The following is a 19,039-nucleotide window of genomic DNA, read 5'->3' as shown; positions in this document are numbered from 1 at the left end:
GATGGTGCGGCGGGCGTTGGCGCTGGCCATGACGATGTTCGTCACGGTGGTGGCGTCGATCGTTTGGGCCGTGGCGGCGCCCACGCCTGCGGGGGCAGCCATCGGCGGCGGGGTGCTGCGAGCGCCGGGTGGCGCTTGCAGCACGGAGGAGTGGCAGAAGGATTTCCGATCTTGCGTTAGTCGTCTGGCCGATGTGAGCGCCAGCCGTGCCCAATGTCTTCTGCCTCCGACTCCCAGCACACCGGATTCCGGCCTAGCGGGTTGGTTCGCCGAGCAGCCAGAGTCGGCATCGGCACAGGGCACACAGGGGATTTACAGCCAATACGGATATGCAGGCTACGCCTACACCACCTATGACTTGGATAGCGGCTGCGCGTCGACTCTTATAGATCCAGATTATAAATTCGAAACAACTGTCGCCAATGGCGAATTTATGATTGCCACCTCGGTCATTGGCGCCTCGAACGCTCTACGAGAGCGCGCGTGGGATCCACAAACCTTGTGGGGCTGGGCCGATCCTCTGGTAGATCAGGCCACGAAGGCCGTATACCAAAAGGTCTTCAGCGTTTTCGGTGTAATTACGCTGGCGATTGTCGGCCTCTACCTACTCTGGCGATCGCGTCAGGCGGACATGGGCGCTGCAACGACCACTGCCGGTTGGGCAATTTTGGTCATGGTTGCTGTCACGGCTATTGCCGCTTGGCCGGTACGATCGGCAAATCTTGCAGACCAGAGCTTGATCACCACGCTGGGCGTAGTGCACGACGCGGTTGGACCGCGGCCAGAAAATTCCGATGCCAACAATTGTGTTCTCGGCGACCCAGAGGCGTGTCAGGACAACAGGCCCCCCGCGGTCCGCGCGAGCGACACGGCCACCGAGACCATGCTCTACCGTAACTGGCTACGCGGCCTTCTCGGATCTGCGGACAGCGAAACTGCGAAGAAGTACGGACGTGCGCTCTACGACGCCCGCTCGCTCTCCTGGGCCGAGGTGGAGAGAATTCGCGCCAACCCAGAAACCCGTGATGGCACACTAGATCGCAAAAAAGCTCAGTGGGAAAAAGTCGCCGAACAGGTCAAACAAGAAGACCCCGAGGCCTACGAATATCTTCAGGGCGTCAACGGCATGGACCGGATCGGCGCTGGTTTTATCGCCATGCTGGCCGCCGTCCTGTTCGCGATGTTTGATCTTACCGCATCGGTTCTGGTCCTCCTTGGCTTCTTGATCTTCCGATGGGCAGTAATCGCTGCACCCATCCTCGGCACTGTCGGACTTCTACGTCCCGCAAGTGCCGGAATTCGACGGCTGGGCAATGCGGTCGTGGCCGCAATTTTCAATATTGCGATCTTTGGCACCGGCGCGGCGATCTATCTTTTTGCAGTCGACCTGATCATGAACACGGCCAGCCTGGCCGGATGGCTGCAAGTTGTTCTTGTTTGGCTCTGCGGCGTCGTTGGTTGGCTGCTACTGCGTCCTTATCGTCGGATCACCCAACTGGGTGGCAAGGACGGCACGCGGGCCATCGTCTCGGCTGGGTCGTGGCATCGGCGGTTCTTCCGGGACATGCGCGAGGCCGCGAAGCTCGACATCGCCGATGCTGGGGGCACCCGAGAACCGACCATGGGCAAGAACGGCCGGACCGTCTACGTGGACCAAGGCAACCTTCGCCCGGAGGCGCGCCTCGAGGACCCGTCGCATGCGGCCAACCGGAGGGAACTGGAGCCGTCGCGTACCGGCGGCCGAGAAGTGGTCCCGGCCCAGATCCGGCCGGACGGCAAGGAGTCGGAGCGCGAGAACGCACCGACCACCTCGGGCGACGCACCGAGTCAGAAGCCGGCCGGCCCGGGCCGCCCACGGCGCGCAGCCTCCTGGAGTGAACCCGACGTGTCCGAGCAGCCTGCGTCTTACGCGATCTACCGACCGGAGACCGGAAACACCACTCGGGAACCGGCCACTCCGCGGGTGCGCACCGAGGCTAAGTGATCGGCATGCCCCGGATACTCGAACTCGGCCTCAACCGCATATTCCGTTCCCGCTGGGGCGTCGCTCTGGTGATCGTCGCGATCATCGCGGCCGTGATCGGCATCGGCCGGTTGTTCGCCGATGGTGACCCCAACTCGCCGTCGCTGGGCAGTGCGTCGCCAGCGCCGGCGATCAGCATCGATCCCAGCGACGACGACAGCATCATCGACACGGATCCGCCGCCGAGCCCATCGACGATTCCGGGCCGGGCCCAGCCCGAGACGGTCGCGTATGCCTTCGCCTCGGCCTGGTGCAACCACAAGAGCGTCACCCCCAAGAACTGGCGCGATCGCCTGCTGCCCAATGCCACCAAGAATCTGGCCGGTGAACTCGACGGCGTCGACCCGGCCGGGGTCCCGGCCGAGCGGGTGATCGGCCGCCCCAGCCTGGTGCCGGTCAGCGCGACCGTGGTGAACGCTGTCGTGACGATGGATTCCGGCAAGCTCAACCTGCGACTGGTCGCGCCGGACGGACATTGGCTCGTCGACGGCATCGACTGGGACGGGTCATGAATGTCCCGCGGCCACGAAAGATAGTCCTGCTCGTCGCGCTGGTCGCGACGCTCGCCCTGCTCTGCTGCGGCGGGGGCGTCACCGCCGTCCTACTCGGGGGGCTCAACGACGATGGCACGAAGAAGCTGAACGCCTCGCTCGGCTGTGGCAAGGGCGGCCCGGTAGATCCGGATTCCAAGCTGCCACGGGTCCGGCCCTATGGGGCGGCGCAGATCCGGAACGCGGCAATCATCATCAACGTCGGCTCCGATCTGAAGCTGCCACCACGAGCCTGGGTCATCGCGATCGCCACCGCGATGCAGGAGTCCCGGCTCAGCAACCTCGGCAATCTCGGCTCCCGGAACGACCACGACTCACTCGGCCTCTTCCAGCAGCGACCCAGTGCCGGCTGGGGAACGCCGGCGCAGATCATGGACCCGGTGTACGCGAGTACGAAGTTCTACGACAAGCTCAAGACGATCGCCGGCTGGGAGACCATGCCACTCACTGAGGCGGCGCAGCGCGTGCAGATCAGCGCGTATCCCGACGCCTACGCCAAGCACGAACCACTGGCCACCCAGATCGTGAACACGCTCGCGGACGGCGCGGCCGCCGCGGTCGGTAGTTCGATCAGCATGGTCTGTACCGCGTCCGGGCAGATCGCCGCCTCCGGCTGGACCAGTCCGGTCAAGGCGGCGGTCGGCTCCGGTTTCCGCACCGCGAGCCGGCCGTCGCACCAGGGCGTCGACCTGATCGCCGGCAGGTACACGCCGATCCACGCCGCCGCGAGCGGCATCGTCTCGAAGGTGAAGTGCGACGAGGACCACAGCGGCCGGCAGACCTGCAATGTCGATGGTTACCCGGGTAAGGGTGGTTGCGGTTGGATGGTCGAGATCCAGAGCGCCGGTAACATCATGACCCGGTACTGCCACATGGTGCAGCGCCCCTTCGTCAAGGAGGGCCAGGAGGTCGCGGCCGGCGATGTTCTCGGCCGGGTCGGCACGAGCGGCAACTCCTCCGGGCCGCACCTGCACTTCGAGGTGCACCTCAACAACGATCGGTCCAGCGCCGGCGCCATCGACCCGGTGCCGTTCATGCGAGAACAGGGCGCACCACTGGGGGGCGACGGATGACGGGCGAGTCGATACCCGACCCGTTCACGGGGCACCCGGACTGGTCTCTTGATCCACCTCGATCGATTGTCCCTACGCCTGCAAGCATGAGCGGGCAACTTCGTGGGCGAAGGGTGCTCATCGGTTTGCCTGGCCATGGCTGGCGGGCCGACCTGCGGGCTGACGAGAAAGTGATTCAGGGAAGCCGGACCTATGTGCCGGTAATGCCAGAATCCGAGTGGTACCGCGCCGAGGCCGAACAGACGGAGGTCTTTGCACCGCTGGTACCCATCGAGCGGGTGTGGGTCGAGGAGGTTGGACTTGCGGGTGCTCTGTCGCTAGATAAGGGCCTAACCACTCGTCTTGTATCTCTCGACGAGCCACCACGGAAAGCAGCCGTCGCCGCGCTTGAGGCGGGATCCATCACGGGTCGACGCGTCGTTGAGCTTCTCGAGGACGGCGGGGAACGCCGCGACATGCGGGCAGTGACAGAACTTCATACCAATGATGTCGGCGACATTTGCGCTCGAGTAGCTGCAGAGCTTGATTGGTATCGCTGGGGCTGGAGCGGAAAGGCTCCTCGGACCCTTGAGGTACCAATCCACCTGTTGTGGGTTGAGTAGCTAGGGCACTGTTTGGGTCGCGCCACAGACCCGCCAGCCGTCTTGGTCAACGACGTCGAACCGCCACGGCTTGGTGATCCGCTCGTTGCCGTTTGATGTCCCCTTGGTGAGGTCCGTGCTTACAGTGCCCTGCGCGCCGTTGGTCGACACATCGAAGCTGCCCCAACTGACGGTGATTCCGACCGAGTGGATCTTCTCTCGATCGATGATGTCGGCTCGATAAGCTTCGAGCTCCGCCAAATCCCCGCCTGACTTGCACTCGTAGAGTTCGGCCTCGTTGTCATCCCGATTCACCAGATAGGCACCCAAGAAGTTGTCCACGACTGCGTCGGGGGCGCTTCGCTTGATTTCGGTGGCCTCGTCGTAGAGGGAGACGAACACGCCCACCCCGCCGAGGCAGAGCAGCCCGATAACCCCCGCCACCATCGCCAGGATCAACCGCCCACGCCGGTTGGGTCGCTTCCCCGGCACTCCGACCGGCGGCGGCAGCACCGCCCCGGCCCCCGAAACCGGCATCGGCCCCCGCGCCTGAGGCGGCTGCGGCGGCTGCGATGTGGGTCCGGCGACGGGCTCCTGCGGCTGCACACATACGACAGTAGTGCCTCCCGTCACCCGAACCGTCGCACACCGCCCAAGACCGTGAATGACCGCGCCGCGCAACCTGCTACGCGATACCAGCCCCACTCTGGGATAGGTTTTATCCGCACACAGGAGGTGAGGGCAGTGGCGGATTCGGGATTGCGGGTCCAGCAGGCTGCTGCCCTGCACCGGCAGGCGGTTGCTACCGCCGAGGCGGCGGCGGCCGCGCTGGAGTCGGAGGCCGCGCCGGCGGCTGACCCGCTGGAGCAGCATTCGCTGGCCGAGCAGTTGCGGGCGGCGGCTGCGGTGCTGGCGCCGGGCTGGTTGGGGTCGCCGTTGGATGCCCAGTCGGCCAACACGCCGCTGGGCGGGGTCTACCCGCCGCAGTTCGTGCGGTTGGGGGTGGCGCAGCCGCTCGACGATGCGCGTTTCCCGGCGATCATCCCGTTGTTGGGCACGGGCCATCTGACGATCGATGCCAGTGCGACCGATGCGCGGGTGTTCGGGCTGCTTCGGTGTCTGCTGTTGCGGCTGCTGGCGGCCGCGCCGCCGGGGTCGTTGCTGGTCCGGGCGGTGGATGGGGTGGGTGGCGGTGCGGTGTTCGCGCCGTTCGCCGATCTGGCCGACGCCGGGTTGATGGAGCCGCCGGCCACCGATCGGCAGGGGCTGCGGGATGTGCTGGCCGAAGCCGACAAGTGGCTGCGGCCAGGCCGGGGTGCGCTGCCGCGGCGCAGTCGGCGGGACCGGATGATGCTGGTGGTCATCGCGAGTCTGCCGGAGCTGACCGAGGGTGAGGAGTTGCGCCGGATCGCGGCGTTGGCTCAGCAGGGTCCCGATTCGGGTCTGCACCTGATCGTGGCGGGCTGGCCTCCGCCGCCGCTGACGGCCGAGACGACGCAACCCCCTCTTCCGCGGACGACGATGGTCTCGGTCCGTAACCCATACGCGGTGATCGGTGATCCGCCGGGCGCGACCTTCGGGTCGGCGCCGGAGGCGCAGTGGTTGAATGCGCGAGTTTTTCTCGATGATGATCCGCCGCCGCACCTGGTCGACGCGGTCTGTCGCGAGTTGGCCGCGCATTCGGCGGCGGCCACCCAGGTGAGCCTGTCCGATCTGCTGCCGGAGCCGGACGAGATCGCGAAGGGTGAAGCGGCCGACGGCCTGGGCACGGTGGTGGGTCATGACGGGGACACCCCGCTGGTGTTGCGCTTCAACGACCTGACGCCGCACTGGCTGGTGGGTGGCCGGTCGGGGGCCGGCAAGACGGCGTTCCTGATCAACGTGCTGTACGGGTTGGGTGCGCGGTACAGCCCGGCCGAGATGGCGCTCTACCTCCTGGACTTCAAGGAGGGTGTGTCGTTCGCCGAGTTCGTGCCGACCCGGCGGGACCGCACCTGGCTGCCGCATGCCCGCGCGGTGGGTGTGGAGTCCGACCGGGAGTACGGCTTGGCCGTCCTGCGCGAGCTGGACGCGGAGATGACCCGCCGTTCGGTGGCGTACAAGAGGGCGGGCGTGACCCGGTTCGCCGACCTGCGGCAGGTGGCGGCGGAGGAGGGGCAGCAGCGCCCGATGCCGCGGGTCCTCTGTGTCATCGACGAGTTCCAGGTGTTGCTGGCCGGCAACGATCCGATCGCCACCGAGGCGGTGGGCCTGCTGGAGTCGCTGGCGCGCAAGGGCCGGTCGTACGGTATTCATTTGATCTTGGCCAGTCAGACCGTGCTGGGCGTCGAGGCGCTCTACGCGAAGCGTGATTCGATCTTCGGTCAGTTCCCGGTGCGGATCGCTCTGCCGGGCGGTGGCGACGTGCTGGAGCCGACCAACGATGCCGCGGCGGGACTGCCCCTGGGCACCGCGGTGGTCAACACGGCGGGCGGCCTGGGCGGCCCGCGCGGCGCGACCCGGGGTCATGAGCGGGTGGTGCGTTTCCCCGATCCGCACGCGGACCGCGAGGTGCTCAGCCAGCTGCGGCACAAGCTGTGGGGCGCCCGCGACCCGGAGGCGGTGCCGCCGCGCATCTTCGCGGGTTACGCGCACCAGCATCTGGCCGACGACCCGACCTACCGGGCGGCGCTGGCCGGCCGGGCGGCTCGCCCGGCCGCGCTGGTGGGCCGGGTGATCGACGTGAACCTGTCGACGGCCGCGTTCCCGCTGGACTCGTCGCCGGGCCGGCACCTGGCGATCTTCGGTTCGCAGGCGTCGGGTTCGGAGGTGCTCGACGCGGCAGCGCGCAGTGTGGCCGCGTTCCACCCGCCGCGGACGACCCGGTTCGTGATCGCGTCGCTGGTCGCCGAGGGTGACCAGCTGGCCGAGCGACTGGCCGCCGAGATCGCGCCCCGGCAGGAGGTGACGCTGGTCGACGCGGCCGGCCTGGCCGCCGAGCTCGACCTGGAGCGTCCCGGCTACCGGGTGGTGTTCGGGATGGACGCGGCGAGTCCGGGCAGCCTGCCGGGCCTGCGTCAGCTGCTGCGCGAGGGGCCGGGCCGCGGGGTGCATCTGCTGTCCTGGTGGCGGGGTCTGCGCCGGTTCACCGAGGAGACCGGCGGCAGCGCCGGCCGGGAGGACGTCGCGGGTCTGCTGTTCCTGAACGTTCCGCAGTCCGATGTGGCCCTGATGCTGGGCCGCCCGATCGACTGGCATCCGCGGCCGAACCGCGCGCTGCTGCACGACCGCCACGCCGACCGCACCGTCACGGTGGTGCCGTTCTTGCAACCGGAGAGCGACGAGCTATGACGGATCAGCAGCAGGCAACCGACGGGATCCCCCAGCAGACGACTCAGGCGCCCGGCCCCTGGGATGACTACCTGGCCGCGGCACAACGTCTGGATGCGGTCCGCCGGGCCGCGAGCGCGGCCGCGGGCGAGCAGCAGGCGGCGGCTACGGCCGCAAGACAGGAGCTTTCGACCGTACGGGCACGGCTCGCCCCCCAGCACGCGCGGATGATCCGCGATTTCGGAGTGCCGGAGAGTGAGCTGATTCCGCGGCCGGCCGAGCTGGAGGCGGCGACACAGTCCCTGGCCGGGGGCCCGACCGCGGTGCTCGCGGCGTTGCAGCAGGCGCGGCAGACCGCCGACGCCGCGGACGCCACCATCATCGGTCCGGGTTCGGCGCGTCCGCTCCGGCCGTGGGTCCGCAATCTGCTGGTCTACGGCCCGTTCGCGGCGGCCGTGCTGATCGTGCAGATCGTGCTGTACCTGGTGGCGCCGCAGGGTTCGGTGCCGACCTACGCTCTGTTGTGCGGGCTGAGCATGCCGGTGCTGGCGTTCGGCCTGGGCTGGGTGACGATCGGCTTCGTGTACGGCGGCGGCCCCACGCCGGTCGACCGCACCCCGATCCTGGGTGCGATCACCTGTCTCACGCCGGTGTTGCTGACCTGCATGGGCGTGGGCCTGCTGGCCTTCTTCCGATAGGGAGCACCGGATGGCGAACGTTGAAGAGGTCAAGGCGCATGTGGCCGCGTCGGTCGATGGCGCCGGCCGGGCGGCGAACAGCATTCAGCAGGTGACCGACCAGCTGGAGGACGCTCTGGCGCTGCTGCGGATGACCGCGGTGGGTTCGTTCCACCCATCGGTGGCGTCGGCGATCGCCCAGTTGGAGCAGGCCCGCCTGCGCCTGGACGAGGCGGCCCAGCTGACCCGGGCCGCGATGCACGACGCCGACACGTTCCGCACAGTGATCTAGAGATTTCGGGGTCCCGCCGTTTCCAGCACGGACGGGACGGGATTCCAGCCCCAGCTTTCCTCGCGCTTTCAAATCTTTTCCGTACGGGCCGGCTCAGTCCCGTGGCACGCGGTCCCGGCCGGTGCATCTCACCCTCCGCGCGCCCGCTGCGGGCGGGCCCGGCCCGCCCCGGGCTACGCCCGATCTTGTGGACTTGCCGTGCGGACAGAGCGGTAAGTCCGCAAGGTCTGCGATGGCGGGCGCCGCGGCAGGCATCGGCCGTGTCACCGTGGGCCGGATACCCACCGGACCCCGCCGGGCAGGGCGGTGGGTAGGGGTGAGCGGGGCAAGGCGTAGTCGCGCGAGAGGCGCGGCACGTGCCGGTGTTGCAGGCTGGTCGCGCGGTGGCGGCGGTCGGGGGTGGTTGCGGTTGTTGACGGGGTTGCCCGTACCGGAAAAGGTTTGAATCTCGCGACCCTGACCTCGAAAGGTGTCTAGATGGCGGCTGTTAGATCGACCTCGACGAGCTGCCCGCGGTAGCCGAGCGCGGTCACCCCGAGCAGCGTGCTGGCTGAGGTGAAGGCGGGCGCGAGCGGCGAAGCGTTGAGGCGATCCCAGACGGCGGCGAGCACGTCGCTGTCCGCGCTGACCACGTAGATGACCGAGCGGACCACGTCCGAAGGTGTCGCGCCGGCGGCCGCGAGCACGGTCAGGCAGTTGGCGATGACCTGGTCGGTCTGCGCGTCGTAGTCGCCGGGTGCACCCACGACGGCGCCGTCGAGGTCGAGCGGGCACTGACCGGCGAGGTGCGCGAGCCGCCCGTCGGCCGGATCCGAGATGGTCACGTGGCTGTAGCCGGCCGGGTCGTGCACACCGGGCGGGTTGAATTTGTGCAGCACCGGCGCAGTATCACCCGAACCAGCCGGGCACATCGACCGGATATCCGGCGGCCGGGACGACGGTGCGCAGGGACGACTCCAGCGACCGCACCCGCTCGGCGCCGAGCTGTGCGACCCAGTCGGCGCGCAGGGCCTCGAAGATCTCCGCCGCCAGGCGCAGCGAGTCGAGTCCGCGCGGGGTGAGCCGAACCAGCTTGCTGCGGGCGTCCCGGGGGTCGTCGACGCGTTCGACGTAGCCGAGCGCGGCCAGCCGGTCGACGGTCTTCCCGGCGGCCTGCTTGGAGACACCGAGCCGCCGCCCGATCTCGCTGATGCTGGCCCCGTGGACCCCGATCGCCTGCATGGCGAACCCGTGCACCGGCCGCACGTCCGGGTGCCCGCGGGCGGCCAGCGACGCGTGCAGTTGGTCGATGAGGGTGCGGAAGCCGGCGAAGAGCAGCAGCGGCAGTTCCCAGCCCGGCGGGTCGGCGTCAGGCATTGGCAAACTCGACAACCTGGTTTACGGTTTGGACAACCACGTTGTCGATCCTAACGGAGTGAACCATGGAACGAGTCATCGCCCTGCTGTCCGAATCACCCGAGATGCTCAACGGCTTCCTGCAGGCCAGCAAGCTCTTCGAGAGCAGCACACTGGACCCGCTCAGCCGGGAGGTGGTGGTCATGACGATCGCCGTCCGCAACGACTGCCGGGTCTGCATCGCCATGCACACCGGCCGCCTCCGCGAGATCCCCGGTGGCGCCGAAATGATCTTGCCACTGCGAAAAGGGGAAGCCTTAACGGATGAAAGGCGAGAGGCCCTGCGGCAGTTCACGCTGCGAGTCATCGCAACCGCCGGCGAAGTCCCCGAGGAGGAGATCGAGGAGTTCGAGAAAGCCGGGTACACGCGCCGCAATGCCCTTGAGGTCGTGCTCGGCATCGGCACCTACACGATGTCGACCCTGGCGAATCGCCTGGTCAGGGCCTAACGAGCGTTTATCAACGCCATCGCCTCGGCGCGGACCTTACCGTCGGTCTGGAAGGCGCCGCGAACCGCACTCGTCACCGTGCGGGCGCCGACCTTGCGGATGCCGCGCATCTCCATGCAGAGGTGCTCGCACTCGAGCACCGCGATCACGCCGCGCGCCTCGAGCTTTTCCAGCAGCAGATCGGCTATCTGCGAGGTGAGCCGCTCCTGCACCTGCGGGCGGCGGGCGTAGACCTCGACGAGCCGGGCCAGCTTCGACAGCCCGGTGATCCGGCCGTGCGGGCCGGGGATGTAGCCGACGTGCGCGACGCCCTTGAACGGCAGCAGGTGGTGCTCGCACATGCTCATCACCTCGATGTCGCGGACCAGCACGAACTCCTCGTGGTCGGCCTCGAACGTCGTGGTGAGGACCTTCGCCGGGTCGACCCGCAGGCCGGCGAAGAGCTCGGCGTAGGCGCGGGCGACCCGGGCCGGGGTGCGCTGGAGACCGTCGCGGTCCGGGTTCTCACCGATAGCGATGAGGATTTCCCGGACCGCTTTCTCGATCCGAGCCAGGTCGACGGCCTGCTCCACCGGGGAACCGGTGAGCTTGCCGTCGACCAGGCGTGCGGCGAGATAGTCGAGCTCGTCGTCGTCGGAGATCAGTTGCTGCCTTCCACCGTGCCGTTCGGGTTCGGGCCGACCGCGATCTGCCCGTCCGCCTCGGCCTGTGCCTTCAGCTTCTCCCGCTCGGCCGGGGTGACGACCGGCGGCGCCTCGGAGGGCAGCCGTTTGCCGAACCCGTTGAACGGTGACATCGGCGGGCGCTTGACCACGCGCTCGCAGATCCGGTCCATGTCCTCGCGGGTGATGGTTTCCTTCTCCATCAGCTCGAGGACCATGCTGTCGAGCACGTCGCGGTACTCGACCAGGATCTCCCACGCCTCGTCGTGCGCCAGCTCGATGAGCGCGCGCACCTCGGCGTCGATGTCGGCGGCGACCGAGTCGGAGTAGTCCCGCTCGTGGCCCATGTTGCGGCCCATGAACGGCTCGTCCCCGCTGGTGCCGTACTTGACGGCGCCGAGCTTGGAGCTCATGCCGTACTGCGTGACCATGGCACGGGCCAGGCCGGACGCCTTTTCGATGTCGTTGCCGGCACCGGTGGTGGGCTCGTGGAAGACGAGTTCCTCGGCGGCCCGGCCACCCAGCGCGTACGCCAGGGTGTCGATCATCTCGGCCCGGGTCTGGGTGTACTTGTCCTCGGTCGGCAGCACCAGCGTGTGCCCGAGCGAGCGACCGCGCGGAAGGATGGTCACCTTGTGCACCGGCGCCGAATGCGGCAGCGCGTACGCCACCAGGGCGTGGCCGCCCTCGTGGTAGGCGGTGATCTTCTTCTCGTTGTCGCTCATCGCCCGGGTGCGCCGCTCGGGGCCGGCGATGACCCGGTCGATCGACTCCTCAAGGAAGTAGTTCGAGATGGCCCGCTTCTCGTTACGAGCGGTCAGCAGCGCCGCCTCGTTGATCACGTTGGCCAGGTCGGCACCGGAGAAGCCCGGCGTCCGGCGAGCGACCGCGTCGAGATCGACGTCGGGCGTGAACGGCTTGCCCTTGGCGTGCACCCGCAGGATCGCCTTGCGGCCCTCCATGTCGGGGTTGTCCACCGGGATCTGCCGGTCGAAGCGGCCCGGGCGCAGCAGCGCCGGGTCGAGGATGTCGGGCCGGTTGGTGGCCGCGATCAGGATCACGCCGCCCTTGGTGTCGAAGCCGTCCATCTCGACCAGCAGCTGGTTGAGCGTCTGCTCGCGCTCGTCGTGGCCGCCGCCCATGCCGGCACCGCGGTGCCGGCCGACCGCGTCGATCTCGTCGACGAAGACGATGGCCGGCGCGTTTGCCTTGGCCTGCTCGAACAGGTCGCGGACGCGGCTCGCACCGACGCCGACGAACATCTCGACGAAGTCGGAGCCGGAGATCGAATAGAACGGCACCCCGGCCTCACCGGCGACGGCCCGGGCCAGCAGCGTCTTGCCCGTACCGGGGGAGCCGAACAGCAGCACACCCTTCGGGATCTTGGCGCCGAGAGCCTGGTACTTCGCCGGGTTCTGCAGGAAGTCCTTGATCTCGTAGAGCTCCTGGACCGCCTCGTCGGCGCCCGCCACATCGGCGAACGTCGTCTTCGGGGTGTCCTTGGTGATCATCTTCGCTTTGGACTTGCCGAAGTTGAGCACCCGCGAGCCGCCACCCTGCATCTGCGACATGAACAGCAGCAGCAGGATCACCAGAATGGCGATCGGCAGCAGGTTGATCAGCAGGCTGAAGAGGATGTTGTCGCCGGACACGGTGGCGTTGTACTTGCCCGTGATGCGACCGGCCGTCCCCGCCTGCTCGACGGCCTCCCAGACCTGGTCGGTGACCTGGTAGGGGTACTGAGTATCGATCTTGTCGGTGGTCTTGCCGTCGAACTTCTCGGGACTGGCGAGATCGATCTGGAGCGTCTGCTCCTTGTCCTTCAGGACGACCTTCTCGATACCCGGTTGGTTCAGGCGCGCCAGCGCCACCGATGTCTCGACGCGCTGGTAGCTCGGACCACTGGTGAAGAACGAGCTCAGCGCGATAACGCCGATGATCACCAGAATGATCCAGACCACCGGGCGGCGGAAGAAACGCGTACGCTCCATGCTGTTGTCGGGCGGCGAGCGCCCGGACCCTCCTGATCGGCGTCTGGTCACCTCAACGTCGCCGCCCTAGGGCGGCCCCTCCGACGCTAGTGACACTGCGCCATCGGTCACTCGACCGTACACCGTGGGTGCCGCCCGCGAACCCGTGAGCCCGGTGGCCGGACACCCGGAAGCACCCGTCCGTTCAGCGTGCTTTCCTGCCAAATCCACCCATAAAGACGAATTCTGAGAAGACGCTGAGAAAGTGTTCAGCTACGGGCGTAGACCTCGGGCTTCAAGACCCCGACGTACGGCAGCTCACGGTAGCGCTCGGCGAAGTCCAGACCGTAACCGACCACGAACTCGTTCGGGATGTCGAAGCCCACGTACTTCACCGGAACCTGCACCTTCACCGCGTCCGGCTTGCGGAACAGCGCCACCACCTCGACGCTGGCCGGCTGCCGCGACTGCAGGTACTTCATCAGCCAGGACAGGGTCAGACCGGAATCGACGATGTCCTCGACGATGACCACATGCCGGCCGGTGATGTCGCGGTCCAGGTCCTTGAGGATGCGCACCACCCCGGAGGAGGTCGTCCCCTGCCCGTAGGAGGAGACCGCCATGAACTCCATCTCGGTGGACGGCCCGTGGTTGCCGAGCGCCCGGGCGAAATCGGCCATGAACATGACCGCGCCCTTCAGCACGCAGACCAGCAGGATGCCCCCGTCGGCGTCGGCATGGTCGGCGGAGACCTGCTTCGCCAGCTCGGCGGTCTTTTCCCGGATCTGCTCCTCGGAAATGATCACGTGATCGATGTCGGCGTCGTACCAGGAGCCGTCAGCCATGGGGCTAAGACTGCCGCATCAAGGTTGCCGATCGTCGAACGGGTCAGCGGTCCGATAGGCGGGAAACCGAGGAAAAGTGCCCGTTCCGCCCCTCTTGGCCGGGGAATCGGACACCGTGAGTGACAGTTCTCACAGGTCAGTCGGCCACCCGAACGAGTTGTCCGCGCACGCGAGCCACCCGAATCCCCCCGGGAAGGTGTACTTCCCCCTGCCCGTGCCAGTCGGTGACGAGCGCATCGAGCGCCGCGACATGCCGATGCGACAGCGCGGCCCCCGACGCCCCGAGCTCCTTGGCCCACGCATGCAGCACCCGAGTCCGAATCGCAACCACTAAACCCGATAAATCGGAAATGTCGAGCTCATCACCCGACTCGTGCTCGCTTGCGGCGTACGCCTGACGCAACGCAGCCGCCGCCATCGCGTCCAAGGCCGAACTGTCCGCCGCGATCTGCTCCGCCGACCGGGCCAGATTGGCCACCACCGCCGGCCCGAGCGCCTCCACCAGCGCCGGAAGAGCCGCCCCACGCACCCGAGACCGAGCAAAGGCCGGATCGGAGTTGTGCGGGTCCTCCCAGGGCACCAGCCCCAGCGCCGCGCAGGCCTTACGAGTGTCCGCCCGCCCGACGTCCAGCAGCGGCCGCAGGAAAATCCCCTTCTCCCGCGGCATCCCCGACAGCCCGCGCACCCCGGATCCCCGCGCGAGAGCCAGCAACACGGTCTCGGCCTGATCGTCGCGGGTGTGCCCGAGCAGCACCGCCGACGCCCCCACCCGCGCCGCCACGGCCGACAACGCCGAATAGCGCGCGGTGCGAGCCGCCGCCTCCGGCCCGCCGGAGAGCCCCGCCACCGAGACGGTAGCGACCTCGACCGGCGCGAACCCGGCTTCCCGAGCCCAGGCGGCCACGTCCAGGGCCCGCCGATCCGACCCCTCCTGCAGCCCGTGATCGACGGTCACGAGCCCCACCGAGGCGCCGACGAACCGGGCCGCCGCGGCCAGCGCCAGCGAATCCGCCCCGCCCGAGCAGGCGACGAGCACCAGGCCCGGCGGTAGCGCCCGCCGGACGGCCTGCCGCACCGCCGCCACCGACGGCGGGATGCGGGCCACCTACCCGCCGATCGCCGGCTGCGGCCCGTGCACCCGGGCCACCCAGGCGTCCGGGTCACCGAGCTCGTCGAGGCGCGGCAGGGTGAGCGGCGAGTCGAAGACCTTGTTGAAGCCCTCCATGCCGACCCGCTCGACGACACCGTGCACGAACTTGCGGCCCTCGGCGTACTGCCGCATCTTGACCTCGATGCCGAGCAGGCGCCGGATGGCCTTCTCCAGCGGGTTGCCGCTTTCGCGGCGGCGGTTGAACTTGGACCGGATCGACTCGACCGAGGGGATCACCTCGGGGCCGACGCCGTCCATCACGAACTCGGCGTGCCCCTCGAGCAGCGTCATCAGGGCGGTGAGGCGGTCGAGCACGGCTTTCTGCGCGGGGGTCTGCACGATGTCGATGACCGAGGCACGGCTCTCCGGGTCGCGCAGCGCCTCGGACATGGTGGCCACGCCGCGGCGTAGCCGCTCGAGGATGTGCTCGCCGCTCTGCGACGCGTCGACGAACGCCTGCACCTCACCGAGGAAGTAGCCGCGCATCCACGGCACCGCCGTGAACTGGACCCGGTGGGTGACCTCGTGCAGGCAGACCCACAGCCGGAAGTCGCGCGAATCGGCGCCGAGCTTGCGCTCGACCTCGACGATGTTGGGCGCGTTGAGCAGCAGCTGGCCCGGGTTACCGGAGAACACCTCGTATTGCCCGAGGACCCGGCCGGACAGATAGGCCAGGATCGTGCCGGCCTGCACCCCGGTCACCCGGGAGCCGATCGCGTCGGCCAACCCACCCGGCGGCTTGTCGCCGGAGAGCCGGCTGACCAGCGGAATGATCACCTGTTTGAGGCCGGAGATGTTGACGGCGGCCCAGTCCTTACGGTCGACCACCCGCACCGGCGGCACCTCGACCTGCGGCGCGAGACCGGTGTAAGCGGTCACGTGACCGGCCGCCTCGTCGGTGAGCGCGCGCAGCTCGGACACCACCTGCATCGCGTCGTCGTAGGAGACCGCGGGGCCGGATTTAGACAGCGCGCCCGCGGTAGCGGCGGCCAGATCCCAATCTACGAACTGCGCCATGCACCCACCGTACCCGCGGATCTCCACCCCGAACTCCGGTGAAACCCTGACTCAACAACCGCAGATCACGAGCCGGGCCGGCACCCTGTCCAGGGCCGCCTTGGCCGTGGTCGCACTCGCCGACCCGCTCGCCATGATCGCGAAGGCCAGCAGCCGGCCGTCCGCGGTGGTCAGCTGTCCCGCCATGGTGTTGACCCCGCTGAGCGTGCCGGTCTTGGCCCGCACGATCCCCCGGGCCACCTGGTTGGCCTTCGGCCGGGCGAACCGCTCGTCGAGCGTTCCCGACCAGCCCGCGACCGGCAGCCCACTGAAGATCCCGGTGGTGGCCGGCTGGTCCCCACGGGCGGCGAGCGCCAGCAGCCCGGTGAGCAGGGTCGGACTGATCCCGTTGTTCCGGGACAGCCCACTCCCGTCGTACAGGTCGGCCTCGTCGCCCGGCAGCCCGAACTCCTTGAGCTTCGCGATGATCGCGTCGGTGGCCCCGTCGAAGCTGGCCGGCCGGCCGGCGGCCAGGGCAACCTGCCGCGCCACGACCTCGGCGACCGCGTTGTCGCTCTGCGCCAGCATCCAGTCGGTGATCTGCACCAACGGCGGCGACCGCACCTCGCCCAGGGCCGCGGCTCCGGCCGGCGCCTTCCCCCGCTTGACCGTGGCGGTCGGGACTCCGAGCAGCTTCGCGAACGACTGACCGGCCGCGATCGCCGGATCCGGAAAGCGCGGGTCGCCACCGTGCTCGTTGTGCACCGGCTTGACCCGCCCACCGTCGGTCATCAACGACTGGACCCGCGCCACCTGCCCGAGCGGCGCGATGTCGTCGGAAGCCCATCCGGTCGCCGTCTCCGGCCCGCTGAACAAGGACGTATCCACCGTCACCCGGGTCGGCTTGACCCCGCCGAGCGCCGTCTTGACCTGCGCCGCCAGCTCATCGAGCCGAGCCGCCCCCGGAAACAGCGCCTTGGCGTTCACCGACAGCGTCGGATCCCCGCCGCCCACCAGCACGACCTCGCCCGAGGCACTCCCCGCGACCGCCGTGGTGCTGATCCGATAGGCCGGCCCACGGGCCGCCAGCGCGGTGGCCGCGGTCAGCAGCTTGGTGGTGGAAGCCGGTGTGGACGGAACGTCGGCCAACCGCGCATAGAGCACATCCGAGCTGGCCACGTCGACCACCGACACATGCACCTCGCTACCGAGCGCCGCCGAGCTGACCAGCGGATCCAGCGCAGCCTTGACCTTGGCCGCATCCGGCGCCACCCCACTCTCGGTGGCGGCCGCCAGCACCGCCGAAGGCGTCGGATCCGCCGTAACCGTCGAGCTGGTAGTGGCCGTCCCGCCGAGCACGTTCTTGACCGGCCCAGGCTTCACCACCACCAAAAACACCAGACCGAAAAACAAAACCAGCCCGGCGGAGACCAGGGAGATCAGCATCCGCTTCTTTTTGGTACGGGCATGACCAGCCCCCGCCTGCTCAGGGCGGCCTCCGTCGCCGGGAACGGCCGTAGCGCCCGCTCGGCCCGGCCCCGCATCCCGAACCGCCGGCTCCGCTGCCCCGGCGCCCACCGGCGCCGCCTCCGGCCCCTCGGCGCGACCGGCACCCGGAGCCTGAGGGCCAACCAGGGGCTGAGCCGCATCCGGAGTTTGAGGGCCCACCAGGGGCCGAGGCTCATCCGGAGCTGGCGGGCTAGCAGGAGCTGGCGGGCCAACCGGCGCCGCCGGGCCGGCCAAGGCTTGCGGGCCAACCGGAGCTTGCGGCGCTACTGGAGCTTGCGGCGCGACCGGAGTTGGTGGCGCGACCGGAGCCGGGGCGTCGTCGGGTCGCCGTAGGCCCCATGGCGTCTGGACGCCGCGCGGCTGTGTGTTCCCCGGATCCGGCGCGGCGGTGGCCCGGTCGTTCCCCGGCTCGGTCTCGCCGCTGGGCCTCCGCAGTCCCCACGGCGTCAGGACGCCGCCCGGCGCTCGGGCACGACCGGCCTGCTCAGGTCGCGGCGGCTGTCCGATTTCTGACCCGCCGCGTTCCGGCGGCCGGGCCTGCCCAGGGTTCTGTGCGGTCGGGTCCGGCCGGTCGCCGTCGCCCGGGTTCTGGGGTTGCACCTGTCGATCTTCCGCCCGTTTCGTACCGTCGCGTGGTTCTTGCGGGGAATCCATCGAGCTCACCCTCGCCCCGTCCGCCCACCACGCGGCTCGGGGCCGGTCGGCCCGGCATTCCGGCCGGGCGGGCGATGCCGAGCGCCCGAAGATACGGAAGCGTCGCTCCGGCGGCGGGCGGGTGGGTTACCGTTGCCGGAGGCATGATGCGGCTCGGGAGCGCTGTCGCGAGCGGGCTCGTTGTGTGAATCTTGCCTCCCCACGCGCCCCTCCTCTACCGCTGCGCAAGACTTAGGGGAGACTAGCGACATCCGGCACATCGTTGCGCGCGGATCCGGTGGGCATTGATATTTCCGCCGTGGTTCCCGCGATCGTGACCGGCATTTTTCGGTGGGCGAGTCAAGGGAGCTAACTATGGATTTCGACGTTCTGGTTGAGATCCCCAAGGGCCAGCGGAACAAGTACGAGGTCGACCACAAGACCGGCCGGATCCGGCTCGACCGGACCCTCTTCACGGCGACGCAGTACCCGGCGGACTACGGCTTCATCGAGGGCACCCTCGGTCAGGACGGTGACCCGCTGGATGCCCTGGTCCTGATTCAGGAGCCGACGTTCCCGGGCTGCCTGGTCCGGGCGCGGGCGATCGGCATGTTCCGGATGAGCGACGAGAAGGGCCGGGACGACAAGGTCCTCTGCGTGCCCTTCGAGGACCCCCGTCAGGAGCACCTGCGGGACATCCACCACCTGGGCGAGTTCGACCGGATGGAGATCCAGCACTTCTTCACGGTCTACAAGGACCTGGAGCCGGGCAAGTCGGTCGAGGGTGCGACCTGGACCGGCCGGGTCGAGGCCGAAGAAGAGATCCGGGCTTCGTTCAAGCGCGCCGAGGCGGCCGAAGAGCACGACGCGCACTGACGATCGGTCCGCTCCCGGACCCGCCGATCCGACTATTTCCGGAAACGC

The 19,039-nt window shown here is 68.7% G+C and carries 18 protein-coding genes; 9 read left to right on the top strand and 9 right to left on the bottom strand.

What is annotated here, in order from left to right:
- The first annotated feature begins 1 nt into the window (after position 1).
- Genes Ato02nite_RS46735 through Ato02nite_RS46720 form a run of 4 tightly spaced genes read left to right on the top strand, consistent with a single transcriptional unit; the run spans position 2 to position 4,249 of the window.
- Positions 2 to 1,984 (top strand): DMT family transporter, encoded by a 1,983-nt coding sequence (locus tag Ato02nite_RS46735; protein WP_213013192.1) that lies wholly within the window; start codon positions 2 to 4, stop codon positions 1,982 to 1,984.
- A gap of 5 nt (positions 1,985 to 1,989) precedes the next feature.
- Entirely contained in the window at positions 1,990 to 2,535 is a 546-nt protein-coding gene (locus Ato02nite_RS46730; RefSeq protein WP_213013191.1) for a hypothetical protein, read from the top strand.
- Positions 2,532 to 3,647 (top strand): M23 family metallopeptidase, encoded by a 1,116-nt coding sequence (locus Ato02nite_RS46725; RefSeq protein ID WP_213013190.1) that lies wholly within the window; start codon positions 2,532 to 2,534, stop codon positions 3,645 to 3,647. The genes Ato02nite_RS46730 and Ato02nite_RS46725 overlap by 4 nt, the downstream gene beginning before the upstream one ends.
- The gene (locus Ato02nite_RS46720) at positions 3,644 to 4,249 is read left to right on the top strand and encodes a hypothetical protein (RefSeq protein ID WP_213013189.1); all 606 of its coding nucleotides are present in this window, start codon (positions 3,644 to 3,646) and stop codon (positions 4,247 to 4,249) included. The genes Ato02nite_RS46725 and Ato02nite_RS46720 overlap by 4 nt, the downstream gene beginning before the upstream one ends.
- Here the strand turns inward: Ato02nite_RS46720 and Ato02nite_RS46715 are convergent, their stop codons facing one another.
- Positions 4,250 to 4,834: a hypothetical protein gene (locus Ato02nite_RS46715; RefSeq protein WP_246608160.1), complete on the bottom strand. Its 585-nt coding sequence runs from the start codon at positions 4,832 to 4,834 to the stop codon at positions 4,250 to 4,252.
- A 138-nt stretch (positions 4,835 to 4,972) separates the two neighbouring features.
- Here Ato02nite_RS46715 and Ato02nite_RS46710 point away from each other — a divergent pair, with 138 nt between their 5' ends.
- From Ato02nite_RS46710 to Ato02nite_RS46700, 3 genes are read left to right on the top strand one after another with little or no spacing between them, the layout of a single operon-like run.
- Positions 4,973 to 7,558 (top strand): FtsK/SpoIIIE domain-containing protein, encoded by a 2,586-nt coding sequence (locus Ato02nite_RS46710; RefSeq protein WP_246608159.1) that lies wholly within the window; start codon positions 4,973 to 4,975, stop codon positions 7,556 to 7,558.
- Positions 7,555 to 8,235 carry a hypothetical protein gene (locus Ato02nite_RS46705; RefSeq protein WP_213013188.1) on the top strand — a complete coding sequence of 227 codons (681 nt, stop codon included), beginning with the start codon at positions 7,555 to 7,557 and terminating at the stop codon, positions 8,233 to 8,235. The genes Ato02nite_RS46710 and Ato02nite_RS46705 overlap by 4 nt, the downstream gene beginning before the upstream one ends.
- A gap of 10 nt (positions 8,236 to 8,245) precedes the next feature.
- Entirely contained in the window at positions 8,246 to 8,506 is a 261-nt protein-coding gene (locus tag Ato02nite_RS46700; RefSeq protein WP_213013187.1) for a hypothetical protein, read from the top strand.
- 473 nt (positions 8,507 to 8,979) lie between these two features.
- Here the strand turns inward: Ato02nite_RS46700 and Ato02nite_RS46695 are convergent, their stop codons facing one another.
- Together Ato02nite_RS46695 and Ato02nite_RS46690 are read right to left on the bottom strand one after the other, a co-directional pair.
- A complete protein-coding gene (locus Ato02nite_RS46695) occupies positions 8,980 to 9,384 on the bottom strand; it encodes a RidA family protein (protein WP_246608158.1) in 405 nt (134 codons plus the stop codon).
- Between the two features lie 10 nt (positions 9,385 to 9,394).
- Positions 9,395 to 9,862 carry a MarR family winged helix-turn-helix transcriptional regulator gene (locus Ato02nite_RS46690; protein WP_213013185.1) on the bottom strand — a complete coding sequence of 156 codons (468 nt, stop codon included), beginning with the start codon at positions 9,860 to 9,862 and terminating at the stop codon, positions 9,395 to 9,397.
- Positions 9,863 to 9,927: 65 nt separating this feature from the next.
- Between Ato02nite_RS46690 and Ato02nite_RS46685 the strand changes: the two genes are divergently transcribed.
- Positions 9,928 to 10,350: a carboxymuconolactone decarboxylase family protein gene (locus Ato02nite_RS46685; RefSeq protein ID WP_213013184.1), complete on the top strand. Its 423-nt coding sequence runs from the start codon at positions 9,928 to 9,930 to the stop codon at positions 10,348 to 10,350.
- Here the strand turns inward: Ato02nite_RS46685 and folE are convergent.
- The 6 genes from folE to dacB all read right to left on the bottom strand — a co-directional run bounded on the left by folE (position 10,347) and on the right by dacB (position 17,419).
- Positions 10,347 to 10,994, bottom strand: coding sequence for a GTP cyclohydrolase I FolE (folE, locus tag Ato02nite_RS46680; protein ID WP_213013213.1), 648 nt, complete (start codon positions 10,992 to 10,994; stop codon positions 10,347 to 10,349). The two genes, Ato02nite_RS46685 and folE, sit on opposite strands and share 4 nt — an antisense overlap.
- Positions 10,991 to 13,003, bottom strand: coding sequence for an ATP-dependent zinc metalloprotease FtsH (ftsH, locus tag Ato02nite_RS46675; RefSeq protein ID WP_213013183.1), 2,013 nt, complete (start codon positions 13,001 to 13,003; stop codon positions 10,991 to 10,993). The genes folE and ftsH overlap by 4 nt, the downstream gene beginning before the upstream one ends.
- A 248-nt stretch (positions 13,004 to 13,251) precedes the next feature.
- A complete protein-coding gene (gene hpt, locus Ato02nite_RS46670; RefSeq protein ID WP_213013182.1) occupies positions 13,252 to 13,827 on the bottom strand; it encodes a hypoxanthine phosphoribosyltransferase in 576 nt (191 codons plus the stop codon).
- Between the two features lie 136 nt (positions 13,828 to 13,963).
- A complete protein-coding gene (gene tilS / locus Ato02nite_RS46665; RefSeq protein ID WP_213013181.1) occupies positions 13,964 to 14,932 on the bottom strand; it encodes a tRNA lysidine(34) synthetase TilS in 969 nt (322 codons plus the stop codon).
- Entirely contained in the window at positions 14,933 to 15,994 is a 1,062-nt protein-coding gene (locus Ato02nite_RS46660; protein ID WP_213013180.1) for a zinc-dependent metalloprotease, read from the bottom strand.
- A gap of 51 nt (positions 15,995 to 16,045) precedes the next feature.
- Positions 16,046 to 17,419: a D-alanyl-D-alanine carboxypeptidase/D-alanyl-D-alanine endopeptidase gene (gene dacB / locus Ato02nite_RS46655; protein WP_246608157.1), complete on the bottom strand. Its 1,374-nt coding sequence runs from the start codon at positions 17,417 to 17,419 to the stop codon at positions 16,046 to 16,048.
- Positions 17,420 to 18,490: 1,071 nt separating this feature from the next.
- On the opposite strand from dacB, the gene Ato02nite_RS46650 reads away from it, so the two are divergent.
- Positions 18,491 to 18,991 carry an inorganic diphosphatase gene (locus Ato02nite_RS46650; RefSeq protein WP_213013178.1) on the top strand — a complete coding sequence of 167 codons (501 nt, stop codon included), beginning with the start codon at positions 18,491 to 18,493 and terminating at the stop codon, positions 18,989 to 18,991.
- Positions 18,992 to 19,039 lie beyond the last annotated feature (48 nt).

Source organism: Paractinoplanes toevensis (genome assembly GCF_018332695.1).
Lineage (GTDB): Bacteria > Actinomycetota > Actinomycetes > Mycobacteriales > Micromonosporaceae > Actinoplanes > Actinoplanes toevensis.
Note: the sequence above shows the minus strand (reverse complement) of the source record. Positions and strands in the feature narration are given on the sequence as shown.